Annotated in this window: 15 protein-coding genes and 1 pseudogene; 9 read left to right on the forward strand and 7 right to left on the reverse strand. The window is 70.5% G+C overall.

Annotated elements, in window-relative coordinates; translation table 11 throughout:
* Nucleotides 1–6 precede the first annotated feature (6 nt).
* A pseudogene (locus AC07N1_RS08940) lies at nt 7–102 on the reverse strand (hypothetical protein); the annotation flags it as partial.
* Here AC07N1_RS08940 and AC07N1_RS08945 point away from each other — a divergent pair.
* The 4 genes from AC07N1_RS08945 (at nt 101) to AC07N1_RS08960 (ending at nt 4,590) form a co-directional block, all read left to right on the forward strand.
* Nucleotides 101–931 (forward strand): oxidoreductase, encoded by an 831-nt coding sequence (locus tag AC07N1_RS08945; protein WP_494671474.1) that lies wholly within the window; start codon nt 101–103, stop codon nt 929–931. The pseudogene AC07N1_RS08940 and the gene AC07N1_RS08945 sit on opposite strands and share 2 nt — an antisense overlap.
* A gap of 15 nt (nt 932–946) precedes the next feature.
* Entirely contained in the window at nt 947–1,432 is a 486-nt protein-coding gene (locus AC07N1_RS08950) for a VOC family protein (protein WP_494671475.1), read from the forward strand.
* A gap of 220 nt (nt 1,433–1,652) precedes the next feature.
* Entirely contained in the window at nt 1,653–3,641 is a 1,989-nt protein-coding gene (locus AC07N1_RS08955) for a methylmalonyl-CoA mutase family protein (protein ID WP_494671476.1), read from the forward strand.
* A gap of 97 nt (nt 3,642–3,738) precedes the next feature.
* Nucleotides 3,739–4,590, forward strand: a complete 852-nt coding sequence (locus AC07N1_RS08960) for a hypothetical protein (RefSeq protein WP_494671477.1) — start codon at nt 3,739–3,741, stop codon at nt 4,588–4,590.
* 7 nt (nt 4,591–4,597) lie between these two features.
* Here the strand turns inward: AC07N1_RS08960 and AC07N1_RS08965 are convergent, their stop codons facing one another.
* Together AC07N1_RS08965 and AC07N1_RS08970 are read right to left on the reverse strand one after the other, a co-directional pair.
* Nucleotides 4,598–5,416 carry a nucleotidyltransferase domain-containing protein gene (locus AC07N1_RS08965; RefSeq protein ID WP_494671478.1) on the reverse strand — a complete coding sequence of 273 codons (819 nt, stop codon included), beginning with the start codon at nt 5,414–5,416 and terminating at the stop codon, nt 4,598–4,600.
* Between the two features lie 38 nt (nt 5,417–5,454).
* Nucleotides 5,455–6,831: an MFS transporter gene (locus AC07N1_RS08970; protein WP_494671479.1), complete on the reverse strand. Its 1,377-nt coding sequence runs from the start codon at nt 6,829–6,831 to the stop codon at nt 5,455–5,457.
* A 112-nt stretch (nt 6,832–6,943) separates the two neighbouring features.
* On the opposite strand from AC07N1_RS08970, the gene AC07N1_RS08975 reads away from it, so the two are divergent.
* Both AC07N1_RS08975 and AC07N1_RS08980 read left to right on the forward strand, forming a co-directional pair.
* The gene (locus AC07N1_RS08975; RefSeq protein WP_494671480.1) at nt 6,944–7,657 is read left to right on the forward strand and encodes an extensin-like domain-containing protein; all 714 of its coding nucleotides are present in this window, start codon (nt 6,944–6,946) and stop codon (nt 7,655–7,657) included.
* A 112-nt stretch (nt 7,658–7,769) separates the two neighbouring features.
* Entirely contained in the window at nt 7,770–8,222 is a 453-nt protein-coding gene (locus tag AC07N1_RS08980) for a response regulator transcription factor (protein WP_494671481.1), read from the forward strand.
* 116 nt (nt 8,223–8,338) lie between these two features.
* Here AC07N1_RS08980 and AC07N1_RS08985 read toward each other — a convergent pair whose 3' ends face one another.
* Nucleotides 8,339–8,914, reverse strand: a complete 576-nt coding sequence (locus AC07N1_RS08985; RefSeq protein WP_494671482.1) for an SH3 domain-containing protein — start codon at nt 8,912–8,914, stop codon at nt 8,339–8,341.
* Between the two features lie 256 nt (nt 8,915–9,170).
* Between AC07N1_RS08985 and AC07N1_RS08990 the strand changes: the two genes are divergently transcribed.
* The 3 genes from AC07N1_RS08990 to AC07N1_RS09000 all read left to right on the forward strand — a co-directional run bounded on the left by AC07N1_RS08990 (nt 9,171) and on the right by AC07N1_RS09000 (nt 13,689).
* The gene (locus AC07N1_RS08990; protein ID WP_494671483.1) at nt 9,171–10,661 is read left to right on the forward strand and encodes a hypothetical protein; all 1,491 of its coding nucleotides are present in this window, start codon (nt 9,171–9,173) and stop codon (nt 10,659–10,661) included.
* Nucleotides 10,662–10,834: 173 nt separating this feature from the next.
* A complete protein-coding gene (locus AC07N1_RS08995) occupies nt 10,835–12,526 on the forward strand; it encodes an acyl-CoA dehydrogenase family protein (protein ID WP_494671484.1) in 1,692 nt (563 codons plus the stop codon).
* A gap of 116 nt (nt 12,527–12,642) precedes the next feature.
* Entirely contained in the window at nt 12,643–13,689 is a 1,047-nt protein-coding gene (locus AC07N1_RS09000) for a sensor histidine kinase (RefSeq protein ID WP_494671485.1), read from the forward strand.
* A gap of 101 nt (nt 13,690–13,790) precedes the next feature.
* On the opposite strand, the gene AC07N1_RS09005 is transcribed toward AC07N1_RS09000, so the two are convergent.
* The 3 genes from AC07N1_RS09005 to AC07N1_RS09015 all read right to left on the reverse strand — a co-directional run bounded on the left by AC07N1_RS09005 (nt 13,791) and on the right by AC07N1_RS09015 (nt 15,393).
* The gene (locus tag AC07N1_RS09005) at nt 13,791–14,396 is read right to left on the reverse strand and encodes a TetR/AcrR family transcriptional regulator (protein ID WP_494671486.1); all 606 of its coding nucleotides are present in this window, start codon (nt 14,394–14,396) and stop codon (nt 13,791–13,793) included.
* 134 nt (nt 14,397–14,530) lie between these two features.
* Complete coding sequence (locus tag AC07N1_RS09010) at nt 14,531–15,178, reverse strand: TetR/AcrR family transcriptional regulator (protein ID WP_494671487.1); 648 nt, start codon at nt 15,176–15,178, stop codon at nt 14,531–14,533.
* Nucleotides 15,175–15,393, reverse strand: a complete 219-nt coding sequence (locus AC07N1_RS09015) for a CC0731 family SpdR-regulated protein (RefSeq protein WP_110119254.1) — start codon at nt 15,391–15,393, stop codon at nt 15,175–15,177. Before AC07N1_RS09015 ends, AC07N1_RS09010 begins: the two co-directional genes overlap by 4 nt.
* Nucleotides 15,394–15,519 lie beyond the last annotated feature (126 nt).

The raw sequence follows: 15,519 nt of genomic DNA on the forward strand, positions 1-15,519 counted from the left end.
GGCTTATCCGGGACCCAGGGGCCGGCGCACTGCGGTCGCCCCTGGGTCCCGGCTCTCCGCTGCGCTGCGGCCGGGATGACGAGCGATAGGAAATGCGAACATGACCCAGACCTGGCTGATCACCGGCGTATCCGGCGGGCTCGGGCGCGAGATCGCCGCGGCCGCCCTGGCGCGGGGCGACGTCGTGGCCGGCACGGTGCGCAGGAAGGCCGACGTCGCCGGCTTCGAAGCCATCGCGCCGGGCCGCGCCCACGGCCTGGTCATGGACGTCACCGACCCGGTCGCCGTCGCCCAGGCTGTGAAAGCCGCCGAGGCCCTGACCGGCCAGATAGACGTGCTGGTCAACAACGCCGGCTACGGCCTGGTCGGCGCGGTGGAGGAGGCCTCTCTGGAAGAGGTCCGCGCCCAGTTCGAGACCAACGTCTTCGGGCCGCTGTCCGTGCTCAAGGCGGTGCTGCCGGCCATGCGGGCGCGGCGTTCGGGGCGGATCGTCAACGTCACCTCGGTCTCGGGCCTGGCGGTCTGGGCCGGCACCGGCGTCTACTGCGCCAGCAAGTGGGCCCTGGAAGGGCTGACCCAGACCCTGGCGGCCGAGGTCGCCGAACTGGGGATCAAGGTCACGAACGTCGCCCCGGGCGGCCTGCGCACCAGCTTCGCCAAGGGCTCCAAGACCATCGTGGCCGACAAGCTCGCCGACTATGACGGCCTGGCCCGCGACGCCGAACGGATCATGGCCGACCATGCCGGCTCCGAGCCCGGCGACCCGAAAAAGGCCGCCCTGGCCGTGCTGGCCATCGTCGATGCGCCCGAGCCGCCCCTGCACCTGCTGCTGGGCGAAGACGCCCTCCACTACGCCGGCTACGCCATCGACGGCCTGAAGGCCGACATCGACGCCTGGCGCGACCTCTCCCTTTCCATCGCCTTCGACTGACCCAAAGGACCGCCCGTGACCAACACCCTGATCTTCGTCGACCTGGCCAGCGACGATCCCGCCAAGGCCGGCGAATTCTATGCTGAGGTGTTCGGCTGGCAGAACGACGCCCGGCCGCAGGGGATCTATCACCGCATGGTGCCGGGCGGTCATTTCAAGAACCCCGACGGCGGCGACAGCCAGATCGGCAACCTGCACCTGGGGATCTTCGACGCCGCCAACGCCCGTCCGCACCCGGAGAGCGCCGGCGTCGAGCCCCGCACGCTGTCGACCGACGGCCGCAAGCCCCGCATCTGGATCCTGATCGGCGACGACGACAGCGCCGACCGGATCCTGGGAACCGCCGAGAAGCTGGGCGCGACGTTGCTCTGGCGCAACCACTACTGGGCCGAGTTCAACGGCTACAACCATGCCTTCCGCGATCCCTGGGGGAACGAGATCGTGCTGTGGGGCAAGGCGGGGCAGAACCCGGAAGTGCCGGAGAGCTTCAGCCGGGAGTAGCCACCTGGCGGCGGCCCCCTCCGGCCCTCCGGGCCACCTCCCCCAAAGGGGGAGGATCTGGTCCGCGCGGCGTAGATGCTCCCCCTCTGGGGGAGGTGGCCCAGAGGGCCGGAGGGGGTCCCGCGCAGCGGGTAACGCACCTGCGAACCCTCATATTGCACCGCACCCAACACCGGCGCATCATCCGGCGATAACCAGAAAAGATCGCCGGGAGCGCAGGATGTCGGACAAGGCCTTTCAGCACGCGCCCGATCCGCCGTGGATCTTCCGCACCTATGCCGGCCATTCGACGGCCGAGAAGTCCAACGCGCTCTATCGCTCGAACCTGGCGCGCGGCCAGACCGGCCTGTCGGTGGCCTTCGACCTGCCCACCCAGACCGGCTACGACCCCGACCACATCCTCTCCCGCGGCGAGGTTGGCAAGGTCGGGGTGCCGATCAGCCATCTGGGCGACATGCGCGCCCTCTTCAGCGAGATCCCGCTGGAGAAGATGAACACCTCCATGACCATCAACGCCCCGGCCGCCTGGCTGCTGGCGATGTACGTGGCCCTGGCCGACGAGCAGGGCGCCGACCGCGCCCTGTTGCAGGGCACCACCCAGAACGACCTGATCAAGGAGTACCTCTCCCGCGGCACCTACATCTTCCCGCCGGGACCGAGCCTGCGGCTGATCGGCGACATGATCGCCTGGTGCTATCGCGAGGTTCCGAAATGGAACCCGATGAACGTCTGCAGCTACCACCTGCAGGAGGCCGGCGCGACGCCGGAGCAGGAGCTGGCCTTCGCCCTGGCCACGGCGATCAGCGTGCTCGACACCGTCCGCGCCGGCGGCCAGGTGCCCGAGGAGGACTTCGAGATCGTCGCCTCGCGGATCAGCTTCTTCGTCAACGCCGGGGTGCGGTTCGTCACCGAGCTGTGCAAGATGCGCAGCTTCACCAAGCTGTGGGACGAGATCCTGCTCGAGCGCTACGGCGTGCAGGACAAGAAGGCCCGCCGCTTCCGCTACGGGGTGCAGGTCAATTCCCTGGGCCTGACCGAGCCGCAGCCCGAGAACAATGTCTACCGCATCCTGATCGAGGCCCTGGCCGTCACCCTCAGCAAGGACGCCCGCTGCCGGGCCTTGCAGCTGCCGGCCTGGAATGAGGCCCTGGGCCTGCCGCGGCCGTGGGACCAGCAGTGGTCGCTTAGGCTGCAACAGGTGCTGGCCTATGAGACCGACCTGCTGGAATACGAAGACCTGTTCGCCGGCTCCCACGTGGTCGAGGCCAAGGTCGCCGAGCTGTCGAAGGGGGCGCTGGAGCAACTGGCCCTGATCGACGAGATGGGCGGCGCCCAGAACGCGATCGACTACATGAAGGCCGAGCTGGTGGCCTCCAACGCCAGGCGGGTGCGGGCCGTCGAGACCGGCGACCTCACCGTGGTCGGCGTCAACCGCTGGACCGACAGCGAGCCCTCGCCCCTGTCGGCCGGCGAAGGAAACATCGAGACCATCGATCCCAAGCTGGAAGCCGAGGTCGTCGCCCGCATCCAGGCCTGGCGCGCGGCCCGCGAAGCCGCCGCCGTCGAGGCCGCCCTGGCCGACCTCAAGGCCGCCGCGATCGACGGCCGAAACATCATGGAGCCCTCGATCGCCGCCGCCAAGGCCGGGGTCACCACCGGCGAGTGGGCCGGGGCGCTGCGCGAGGTGTTCGGCGAGTATCGCGGCCCGACGGGCGTCGCCATCGTCGTCTCAACCGGCGAGGCCGAGGACGTCGAAGCCGTGAAGGCCGAGGTCGAGCGGGTCTCCGAAGTCCTTGGCCGCACCCTGACCTATCTGGTCGGCAAGCCGGGCCTGGACGGCCACTCCAACGGCGCCGAGCAGATCGCCACCCGGGCCCGGGCCTGCGGCATGGAGGTGGTCTATGACGGCATCCGCTCGACGCCGGAGGAGATCGTCCGCCGCGCCAAGGAAAGCCGGGCCCACGTCGTGGGCCTGTCGATCCTGTCGGGCTCGCACCTCGACCTGGTGCAGGAGGTCGTGCGGCTGATGCGGGCGCAGGGCCTGGACCACATCCCCGTCGTCGCCGGCGGCATCATCCCCGAGGCGGACGCCCTGATCCTCAAGCAGATGGGCGTGGCGCGGATCTACACGCCCAAGGATTTCAGGATCACGGAGATCATGGGCGACGTGGTGCGCCTGGTCGAGGCGACGACCCTGGCGGAGGCTTGAGCGCGATTGATCGCCGCCACGGCCACGCTACCTTAGGGTGATGAAGCAGGCGCCGCCCCATGATCCAGACGTCCCGTCCGATAGAGGTTCGGCGGACATGACGCCGTTGCGCAAGGTCGCGAACGGCGTGCGGACGAGCCTGCCCACCGGCGAGATCGCGCGCGAAATGACGACCACGGCGATCTGGTGCGGCCTGCTGCTGGGCGTCTGGGGCGGCTCGCCCGAGGTCGGACCGCCGCTGTTCGTGGCCGGCGGCCTGGCGGCCGTCGCTTTCTGGCTGGCCGGCCGGCGCGAGGACGCCCCCGACCAGCCCGAACTCGGCGTATGGCGCGCCAGCCGCAAGACCCTGTTCCAGGCCCGCTGGAAACGCCGCGCGCCGCTCGGCGGCCTCGCCATCGGCCTGCTGCTGGCCGGACAGTCCTGGTGGTACGGCGACGCCTGGGGCGTGGTCTACGCCCTGGCGCTCTGTGGCGGCTTCGGCTGGCTGGCCTGGAGGCGCAAGCCGCTGGAGGACTGGGTGGAGCTGCGGATCGACGCGGACGGCCTCTATTCCCGCGAACTGGGCTGCACCATTCCCTGGCCGGTGCTGCAGGCGGTGCGTCCGCGCGCGCGCCACCGGGCGGGCAAGCTGGGCTTGCGGCTCGGTCCCAACGACCTGCCGAGCCTGGACGCCGCGGACCGCGCGGTGGGAGCCGATGTCGAGATCGATCTGGCGCCCCTGGCGCTGGGCGTCGACGCCGTCCGCGCCGAGATCTTCCGCTACCGTCCCGACTTGGAGATCGGCCCCGCGCCGGGCGCGCCGCCCGAGTCCATAGTCACGCCGATCCCTGGCGCGGCCACCGAGGCCGACGGCCGCGACGACAGCGCCCTGGCCGCCGTGTCGATGCTGGCGGTCGCCCAGAATCCCGCCCTGGCCCTGATCGCCCTCAGCAGCTCCAGCGACCGCTGAGCCGCCTTCAGCCCTCGAAGCCGACCAGCGCTCGAAACGCCGCCTCGGTCCGCGCCCAGAGCGCCGGATCGCGCGGCGCGACGGAAGGCTTGGCGCTGACCGCCCAGACCATCTGTTCGCGGACATAGTCGTCGATGGCGGGAATGCGCGCGCCCACGCCTACCGCCTCGCCGGCCGCCTGCTTGCGGCGACGCAGGTCTTCCAGGGCCTCGGCGGTCTCGGTCGGCAGGCGCACATGGTCGAGCAGGCGCGGCAGGCTCATCGGCGGCCGGGCGTCGCCCCGCTCACGCAGCCACTGCAGAGCCACGGCCGGGCGGATGACGTAGAAGTACTTCTTCAGCCGCACCTGCTCGCGCCCCTCGATGAAGCTTCCCCACTGGCGGCGGGCCAGGCCGTGATAGTGGGCGACGTCGCCGTGCAGGTCGCGCCAGGCCCGGGCGATCGGCTCGAACGCCGATCGGAAACCGGGATCCTCGGCATAGAGGATCGGCGAGGACAGCCATTCGGAGACCACGGCGTTGCCACGCGCCACCAGCTTCAGCGCCTTGGCCACATCCCAGCCGCCGATGTCGAGGTCGTCGTCGATCGGCCGCTCGATGACGTCGCGGGGCGGGGTCAAGCTCAGGTAGTCGGCGACCGGCCGGGCATAGACGAAGCGGACGTCATAGTCGCTGTCGGGCGAGTGGAAGCCCCAGGCGCGACTGCCCGATTCCACGGCCAGCAGCACGCGCACGCCCTCCTCGCGGGCGATGTCGGCCAGGCGGTTGACGATCTGTTCCCGGCGGTCGGCGGAAACGGCGTCGGCGAAACGGAGGTCGTCGGTCATCCTGGCGTTGTGCCGACGGCGCGGCCTTCCCGCAAGGTTCAGCTTCGCGCCAGCCGCCAGGCCGCCGCGAAGCCGACCAGGGCCAGCGGCACGAAGGCCCCGAACAGCCACGGGCCGTGGGCGAAGGCGGCGGCGGGATCGATTCCGTGGCCGAAGCCCAGCAGGTTGGCCATGGCCCCGGCGGCGGCCGAGCCGGTCGCGCCGCCGATCAGCTGCACGGTCGGCACCGCCGATGAGGCCAGGGCCTGGTCCTGGGCCGGCGCGCCGGCGATGGTCCGCCGGGCCAGGAACGCCCAGCAGAGCCCGAAGCCGCAGCCGACGGCCAGCAAGGAGAGGCCCGTGCTCCACAGGCCGCCGCGCGACACGGCCAGGGCCGAGGCCGCGACCCCGGCCAGGATCACCAGCGCGCCGGCGCGGATGGCCAGGGGCTCGTGCTCGACCTTCAGCCGGGCCACCAGCATGGCGCAGACGGTCCAGCCGGCCGCGATGCCGCCGGTGACGTAGCCGGCCACCAGCGGCGAGGCGCCGTGACGGGCCTGGATGAAGGCCGGGCCATAGACCGTGAAGCCGATGGCGGCGGCCTCGCAGGCGAACATGACCAGCAGGCCAAGGCCGGTGGCGGTGGAAAGATCGGCGGCCGAGCGCGGCAGCAGCCGGTCGGGCGAGATGCGGTTGACGGCCAGCATGGCGGCCATGGCCAGGGCGCCTAGCACGGCGCAGATCCCCGCCGTCGCCGGCGAGGTGACGACGCCGGCCGCGCCGACCAGGCTGACCCCGACCACCAGCAAGGCCAGCTGGCGGCTGGGGATGCGCGTGCGCCCCTCGGCCCGCTTCTCGCCCGGCAGCATGGCCAGCACCGCGATCACGAACACCACGCCCTGGACGACGAAGGCCCAGAACGCGCCCCGCCAGAAGCCGGCGGCGGCGAACACCCCGCCCAGCAGCGGTCCCAGCAGCGTCGCCCCGCCCCAAACGCCCGCCACCGCGCCATAGACGCGCGGCCACAGCTTTTCGGGGAACAGGGCGGTGATGGCGACGTAGCACAGGGCCACCACGGCCCCCGCGCCCAGCCCCTGGATCAACCGTCCGACGACGAAGGTGACGAACTCGGGCGCCAGGGCGCTCATGGCGCAGCCGGCGGCGTAGACAACGCCGGCGCAGGCGGTGGCCCGACGCAGGCCCAGACCTTGCGAGAACTTGCCGCTGCACGCGCCGGCGACGATCGAGCCCATCAGATAGGCCGCCACCGACCAGCCGAAATACTGGTGGCCGCCGATCTCGCGGGCGACGCTGGGCATGATGGTGGCGGTGACCAGGGTGTCGGCGGCGTTCAGCCAGATGCCCAGGCACAGCAGGCCGAAACGCGGCAGCAGGGCGCGGTCCAGCAGGGCGGTGCGATCGGCGGCGACGGACATCGACGGTCTCTTCGACGGCCCTTCCGGACCGGGCAGGCGGTCATGCCCGTTTCCGCGCCGCTCGCCAAGCCGCTGCACAGAACCGGACCGCTCGCCCCGCCGTTGAACACGCGTGAAACCCGCATCCCCTCAAGCCCTGGCGCTGGCCGAGATCGGCGGCCTGCTGCTCGACGCGGCCCTGGCCGGCCTGCTGGTCTTCGCCCTGGTCGACCGCATCGCCCCGCCGCAGGACCTGCCGTGGAAGCCGTTCTCGATCGACCAGCCGCTGGGCCTGGCGACGGAAGGCAAGCTGTCGCGCCTCGGCGCCGATCCGGCCGCCTGCCGCGCCGCCCTCCGGGCCGGGGGGATCACCCCCATCGACCAGCCGGCGCGCGACCAGGGCTTCTGCTCGACCCGCGACACGGTGCGGACCCAAAGCCTGCTGTCGCCCGCCGCCCCGGTGATGACCTGCCCGCTGGCCCTGCGCTACGCGGTCTGGGAGCGGCAGGTGCTGGTGCCGGCCGCCGAGCGGATCCTGGGCAGCCCGCTGGCCGGGGTCGATCACCTCGGGACCTACGCCTGCCGCACGATCTACGGCCGCCCCGGCGAGCGGCCCAGCCAGCACGCCCGCGCCGCGGCCCTGGACGTGTCCGGCGTCCGCCTCGCCGACGGCCGCCGCCTGACGCTGGCCGCCGACTTCCGCAAGGCCGGTCCCGAGGGGCGCTTCCTGCGCACGGCCCGCGCCGGCGCCTGCAAGGTGTTCGGGGCGGTGCTGAGCCCAGACTACAACGCCGCCCACGCCGACCACCTGCACCTAGATCTCAGCACCTACCGCCTGTGCCGCTGAGCGCGACAATAGAGCGCGCCCGCCTGTGAAATCCGTTCCCGGGGGTGCGAGGCGCCGGGCGTGCGCGCTATAGTTGGTCGAGTACCCGACGCGTTCCCCCGAAAGCCCGCCGATGCCCCACTCCATCCTGGTGATCGACGATGACCCGCTGATCCGCGAGTTCGTCGACCTGGTGCTGAGCCAGGCCGGCCACCGCGTTTCGGGCGCGCCCAACGGCGCGGTCGGCCTGGAGACCCTGGGCCACGCCAAGTCGGATCTGGTGCTGCTCGACATCCAGATGCCGGGGATGAGCGGCCTTGAGGCCCTGCGCGTCATCCGCCGCCTGCGCCGGCTGCGCACCCCGGTGATGATGATGACCGCCCGCGGCGACATCGACACCGTCAAGCAGGCCCTGAACGACGGGGCCAACGGCTACATCGTCAAGCCGTTCACCGCCGCCGACCTGCTCAAGCGCGTCACGGCCCTGCTGGCCAGCGACGGCCGCACGCCCGTGCCCCCGCCGGTCCCCGTCCCGGCCAAGCCCGCGCCGCCGCCCCCCGGTCCGGACACCTTCGAGATCGACTGAACGCCCCTCTCCCTTGCGGGAGAGGGTGGTCAAACGCGAAAAGCCCGCCTGGCCGGGGGACCAGGCGGGCTCGCACGGAGCGCGCAGGGGGGACGGGAGCGCGCCCCTAGCGTCCGTTAAGCGCGGTAGACGTAGGCGCTGGAGACGTAGCCGACGCCGACGCCGTTCTGGCCGACCAGGATCCACTTGCCGTCGCCGGTGCGGCCCAGGGCCTGGAAGGTTTCGCCGGTGACGACCGAGCCGACCTTCATGCCGCGGGTCGAGGCCGAGGCGCGCAGGTTCAGGTTCGAGCGGGCGACGTACTTGCCGCTGATCTTGGTCATCGGCGCATCGTCGATGTTGTGCGAGATGCGGATGCCGTTGCTGGTCTTGTAGGCCCCGCCGACGTCACGGGCGGCGTCCTTCTTCTGCATGTTGCAGCCGACGTAGGAGCCGGCGCCCGCGCCGACCACGGCGCCGATGGCGGTGCCCGTGCCACGGTCGTTCTTGGCCAGGTTCGAGCCGGCGACGGCGCCCAGCAGGCCGCCGATCACGGCGCCGGTTTCCTGCTTCTTGCCCGAGGCCTGGCAGCCGACGACGCCGCCCAGGCGCTGTTCGACGGCGTTGGCGGCCGGGGCCGCGGCCATGGTGAAGGCGGTGGCGGCGGCGGCGATGGTCAGACCGATGGTCTTCAAGGTGGTGGTCTTTTGCATGGCGAGAGTCCTTCGTCCCTTATGATTTTGCCGGGGCGCGCCGGCCCCGTGAGACGCAACATGGCAGGGCGAAGCTGAACCGCGCCGTCAGGTCGTTCGACAGAATTCGTTCATGTTGAAATTTTTCGCGGGGGTCCCAAAAGGGCTCCCTGGGGGCCTCATGGGTCGTGGTGTCGAAATGCACAACTTCAGATATTGTTTTTCGGCATGATGCGGCCGCCACGCGGCCAGCAACACCGCGTCGGGGAGGGATGTCATGAGGAAGATCGCTTTCGCGGCGGCCGCGGCTGTCGTGTTCGGCGCGGGGCTGTGGGGCTGCGACAAGGCTCCGGAGGCGCCCAAGCCCGAGGTTCTGCTGGACACGGCGGTAATCACGCCCGTGCCGCTGCCGACCACCGCCGACTATCCGGTCGCCCAGGCCACGATCCAGGGCTGGATCAACAACAGCGACACCGCGGCCATCCGCAACCACGCCTGGCAGATCTGGCAGGCCATGTCGCAGCCGTCCGGCCAGGTGTTCAACGGCCAGGACCTGCCCATCTGGGACACCTGGGCCGGCAGCAACGAAGTCTTCCCGCCGGCGCCGCCGGCCCCCGCCGCCGGTCCTGAGGCGGTCGCCGCGGTCAAGACGACGGTGGCCGACCGGGTCAAGGCGCCGCGCGCGCTGCACCAGTTCATCTCGCCCAACCAGTTCCACCACGGCCGGGGCGGCATCCCCAGCCCGCAGTTCGACGGCGCCATCACCGCGTTCAACAAGTTCAGCCCCGAGGCGGCCGCCTTCATCGATTCCACCCAGCCGGGGCCGGGCGGCAACTACACCTATTCCAACGGCAACGACCTGGGCGTGCTGAACGCCTCCTGGCCGGCGACCACGCCGGCCCAGGACCGCACGATCAACGTCTTCCCGGTGCGCGGCATCGAGCTCAAGCCGGTGTTCGGCCTGGTCAAGGCCACCGGCCTGACGATCCAGCCGCTGTGGCAGGGGCCGTCGGGCTCGACCAACGCCACCAACCCGATGCCGCCGACCTGGACCACCTGCGTCCTGATCGACCCGAACGGCAAGGGCGCGGTGCGGCCGGCGACCAAGGAAGAGATCGCCCAGGCTCCCAACGCCGCCGGCGCGGCCTATTTCAGCGCCTGCAAGACCTTCCTGTGGGGGCCGCTCAGCAGCTTCTACGCGGTCAAGCTCAGCACCGCCGAAGCGGCCGCCTTCAACGCCGCCAACGCGCCGCCGCCCACGCCCGCGCCGCCCCTGGCCGCCAAGGGCGACTACGCGGTGCTGCAGGCCATGCACGTCAACACCAAGGAGATCCCGTTCTGGACCTGGCAGACCTTCTGGTGGCAGCCGGGCGGCGACACGCCCAACGGCTTCCCCGGCAGCAAGCAGGGCCAGCCCTCGTCGCTGAAGACGCCGTGGAACAACTACGCCAGCTGCACGGCCTACGACCAGACGACCACGCCGGGCGGCTCGGCGATGACGGTGTGCTTCAACCCCTATCTGGAGACCAGCACCAACATCCCGGCCGGCATCACCTCCAACTGCATGAGCTGCCACGGTGTGGCGGTGATCGCCGCCAATGCGCCGTATCCGCTGTCGTACACGGCGCCGATCTCGTTCTTCACCGACAAGACCTACTTCACCACCAGCAACACCCAGGCCGACTTCTCCTGGGCGGTGGCTGGCGCGGCCGTGGTGCCGCCGAAGACCACGACGGCCAAGGCGCCGGCGGCGGCCAAGCCGAAGTAGCCGACAGCCGCGCCCGTCCTTCGGGGCGGGCGCGGATCTCCCGCGATCCCCATCGATCCCATCTTCGGGCCATGCCGCGCGCAACCGCATGCTGCGTCGCGGCATTGCTCGCAGGTGCGAAAGAGATCAGAGTGCCGGAAAACAAAAGTACGGCGCAGGGGAGTTCGAAAGCCATGACCGACGCGGTCGCCCAGGAGTCCAAGTCCCTGATCCTTCCCGGCCTGACGGGCCTGCTGCGCGAGGCGGCGACCTCGGCCCAGCTGTTCGTCGCCGAGGCCAAGCCGGCGGTGAAGGCGGGCGTCAGCGGCGAGGACGGCAGGATCGACCGCAAGCTTGCCGACGCCCAGCAGCACGCCGTGCACGGTTTTGGCTGGTACGCCGCCTATGCCGAGCTGATGAACCAGGTCGCCGGCTGGGCCGAGCGGCTGGAGGGCGAGGGGCGGTTCGGCGAGATCGAGGCCCTGCTGGCCCAGCTGCTGTTCTCCGAATACGCCGCCCAGCTGATCGGCGGCGTGCCGATGAACCAGGGCGAGATCGTCCGCCCCGCCCACCTGGTCACCGACCGCGCCGTCATGAACCGCCTGTTCTCGAACGGCATCATGAAGCTGATGGTCGAGGGCGGGACCCAGGCCGTGAAGACCCGCGTGGCCCAGCGCCTGGCCGAGGCCCGGGGACGTCCTACGCTTGAGCACACCGGTCTCGACGAGACCTTCGAGATGATCCGCGACCAGTTCCACGCCTTCGCCGAGGAGAAGGTCACCCCCTTCGCTCACGACTGGCACCTGAAGGACCAGCTGATCCCGATCGAGCTGGTCGAGGAGCTGGGGGCGCTGGGCGTGTTCGGCCTGACCATCCCCGAGGAATACGGCGGCAGCGGCATGGGCAAGACCGCCATGTGCGTGGTCTCCGAGGAGCTGTCGCGGGCCTGGATCGGCGTCGGCTCGCTGGCCACCCGCTCGGAGATCGCCGGCGAGCTGATCCTGACCGGCGGGACCGAAGCGCAGAAGCAGCACTGGCTGCCCAGGATCGCCAGCGCCGAGATCCTGCCGACGGCCGTCTTCACCGAGCCCAACACCGGCTCCGACCTCGGGTCCTTGCGCACCCGCGCCGTGCTGGAGGGCGAGCAGTACGTGGTGACCGGGAACAAGACCTGGATCACCCACGCCGCCCGCGCCGACGTCATGACCCTGCTGGTGCGCACCGATCCGGCCACCACCGATTATCGCGGCCTCTCCATGCTGCTGGCCCCCAAGCCGCGCGGCGCGGAGGGCGACGACTTCCCGGCCCAGGGCATGAGCGGCGGCGAGATCGGCGTCATCGGCTATCGCGGCATGAAGGAATACGAACTGGGCTTCGACGGCTTTTCCGTGCCGGCCGAGAACCTGCTGGGCGGTGTTCCGGGCCAGGGCTTCAAGCAGCTGATGGCCACCTTCGAGAGCGCCCGCATCCAGACGGCCGCCCGCGCCGTGGGCGTGGCCCAGGCCGCGCTGGAGGTGGGGCTGTCCTACGCGCTCGACCGCAAGCAGTTCGGCGACGCGATCTTCGCCTTCCCCCGGGTGCACAACAAGCTGGCCATGATGGCGGCCGAGATCATGGGCGTGCGCCAGCTGACCTATTTCGCCGCCCGCCAGAAGGACGAGGGCAAGCGCTGCGACCTGGAGGCCGGCATGGCCAAGCTGATCGCCGCCCGCGTCGCCTGGGCCGCCGCCGACAACGCCCTGCAGATCCACGGCGGCAACGGCTTCGCCATGGAATACGCCGCCAGCCGCCTGCTGGCTGACGCCCGCATCCTCAACATCTTCGAGGGGGCCGGCGAGATCCAGGCCCAGGTCATCGCCCGGCGACTGCTCGAAGACGGGAACTAGAGTCGGCCGGCGGACTTATCTGGTTTCGTTGTGCCGCTTGCCGCGATGGCCTAGGAATTCGTCCCTGGTCGCGCGTCGCTCCCGCGAGCCGCGCGATCCGCGAGGGAGTTCCTAAGGTGCAGTCGGCGGCCGGCCTTCTGGAAGCTGTGGATTGGGAAAACCACCTGCTTGGCCCGCGCGAGGCCTGGCCGGCGACGCTGAGCATGGTGGTCAATTCGCTGCTGGGCTCGCCGGAGTCGATGTACCTGGTCTGGGGGCCGCAGCGCGTCTTCCTGTTCAACGACGCCTACCGGTCGATCCTGGGGCCGCGCCTGGAGGCGGCCCAGGGCGCCCGGTTCGAGGACCTGTGGGCCGACGCCTGGCCCAGCGTCGCGCCGATGTTCCTGGCCGCGGAAGCCGGCGAGGCTTCGCGTGTAGTCGACATGTTCATCCCCATGGCCCGCTATGGCGAGCACGAGGACACCTGGTGGACCTTCTCCTACACGCCCGTCGTCGATGAGACCGGGATCGTGCAGGGCGTGCTGTGCATCACCAACGAGACCTCCGACAAGGTGCGGGCCGAAGCCGCCCACGCCCAGGCCGTGGCCCACCAGGAACTGCTCAACAACGAGCTCAGCCACCGGGTCAAGAACACCATGGCCATGGTTCAGGCGATCGCCGCCCAGAGCCTGAAGTCGATCGCCGACCGCGAGGCCGTCGAGGCCTTCGAGGATCGCCTGGTCGCCCTGGGCCACGCCCACGACGTGCTGTTGCAGAACCAATGGCGACCGGCCTCGGCGCGCGCGGTGGTGGCGCCGATGCTGGCCCTGCACGACGGCCGCGGCCGGATCGCGGTCGAGGGGCCGGACGTGCTGCTGGGGCCCGACGCCAGCCTGTCGCTGTCGCTGCTGCTGCACGAACTGGCGACCAACGCCGTCAAGCACGGCGCGCTGTCGGTCGAAAGCGGCCGGGTGGCGCTGGGCTGGACGATCGAGGACGGACGCTTCTTGCTCGACTGGCGCGAGACCGGCGGCCCCCCGGCCTCGCCGCCGCAGCGCAAGGGCTTCGGCTCGCGCCTGATCGCCTCGGGCCTGTGCGCGACGCGCGATGCGCAGCTGCGCTATGCGCCCGAAGGCTTCTCGGCGAAGTTCGCCGCGCCGCTGGAGCGGATGATGCGGGGGTGAGGCCCCCTCCGGCCCTCCGGGCCACCTCCCCCAGAGGGGGAGGATCTGAAGCGCCAGGATGCTCCCCCTCTGGGGGAGCTGTCGCGTAGCGACTGAGGGGGTTAGCCCCGCGGCGCCCAGCCGCTGGCGATCAGGGCGATCTGCCGGTCCATGGCCGCCGACATCGTCGTCGCGTCGGCGCCCTGGCCGGCCGCCAAGCGGTAGTTGGAGGCGTAGCAGGCCTTCAGCACTTCCACGGTCAGGGCGAAGTCCAGGTCGGGGCGCACGTCGCCGCGCGCCACGCCTTCCTGCAGCACCTGCTCCAGCATGTCGGCCAGATGCTCGTTGCGGCCGTAGGGGGTGACCCCCGGGTCGTTGGTCGGGCTGTAGGAAGCGGCGATGTGGGCCAGGAACAGCCGCACCCGTCGCGTCTCGAACTCGTAGTGGATGGCGAAGATCGAGCACAGCCGATCGGCCGTGGTTCCGCGCAGGAACGGCAGCACCCGGTCGAACTCGGCGTAGAGATCGCCCAGCCGCCGCTGCATCACATGGCTCAGCACCTCGGCCTTGGAGGCGAAGGTCGTGAAGACGCTGCCCACCGACACGCCCGCCCGTTCGGCGATGGCGCGGATGGTCGTCTCTTCGTAGCCGGTCTCGTTGAACAGGTCGCGCGCGGCCTCGAGCACGCGCTCGCGCGTCGCCTGTTTCTGTTCGTCACGTACGCCCACGCAGTTCCCCCTCCGGACACGCAGCGCTGTTTGCACATCGACCCGCGCGCCCGACCCCAACGGGCGCCCGAACCATCATTCTTTTCGTTGGCCTGGCCGACCGGGGGACGATCCGCCCCCCGGCGGGACCGTCCTCAGGCGCGCGCGCCGGCGAGGATCAGCGTGAGCTGTTCGCGCAGGTGAGCCACCAGGTTCTCGACCGTCCAACCGTCGAAGACGGCGCGGCGATAGTTGGCGACATACACGTCCCAAGCGATCTCGGCCACGAGTTTCGCGTTTACGTCGGCCTTCAGCTCGCCCGACTTCACGCCGCGCTCCAGGGCGTCGTTGATCAGGGCGAACAGGTGCTTGATGTCGCCGCGGGCGCGCTTTTCGGCGGCGTCCGAACGGGTCCAGCTGACGGCGATGCTGGCTTGCAGCAGCGGCAGTTGCTCCAGGTGGAAGCTGTAGGCCACGCCGAACAGGCCCAGCAGGGCGTCGGCGACGTTCTCGCCGTCGCGGGCGGCCTGCTTCATCTGGGCGTAGATGACTTCGTAGTCGGCGGTCAGGATCTCGTCGAACAGCTCGCTCTTGTCCGAGAAGCTGGCGAACACCGCGCCGGTCGACATGCCGGCGGCCTGGGCGATGTCACGGATCGTGGCGCCCTCGTAGCCGCGCTCGCTGAACAGCTGGCGGGCGGCCGACAGCACGCGCTCGCGGGTGCGCTGCTTGGCGAGCGCCCGGCGGGTCAGCTTCACCGGGGTTTCGGAACCGGACTCGATGTTGACGGAAACAAAGCTCATGCGGCGGCCTCCAGGCGGGCGAGCGCGGCTTCAGCGCGCTTTTCAAATTCGATGCAGTACTCGTCGACGACGTTTTGAAGGACGTCGGCGTAGCGGCGGGCGAGGTCGCGCCCATCCTGGGCGGCGTCTCGAAGGTCGATGATCAGTTGGCGGACTTCCGCCAGGGCTTCTTCCCGTTCGGAGGGAGCCGCGGTGAGCCGGGCGCTCTGCGACATGTCGTCTTCTCTCCAGACCGACCGCGGAAACAAACTGCGCTGAACGATCCGCGGCTGGGTGTCGATCATGTTCAACGAACGCGCACTGTGAATTCAGGTGGGGGCCTCTACCCTTGTGCGCAAGGG

This window comes from Caulobacter sp. GW821-FHT09B11 (assembly GCF_059418205.1).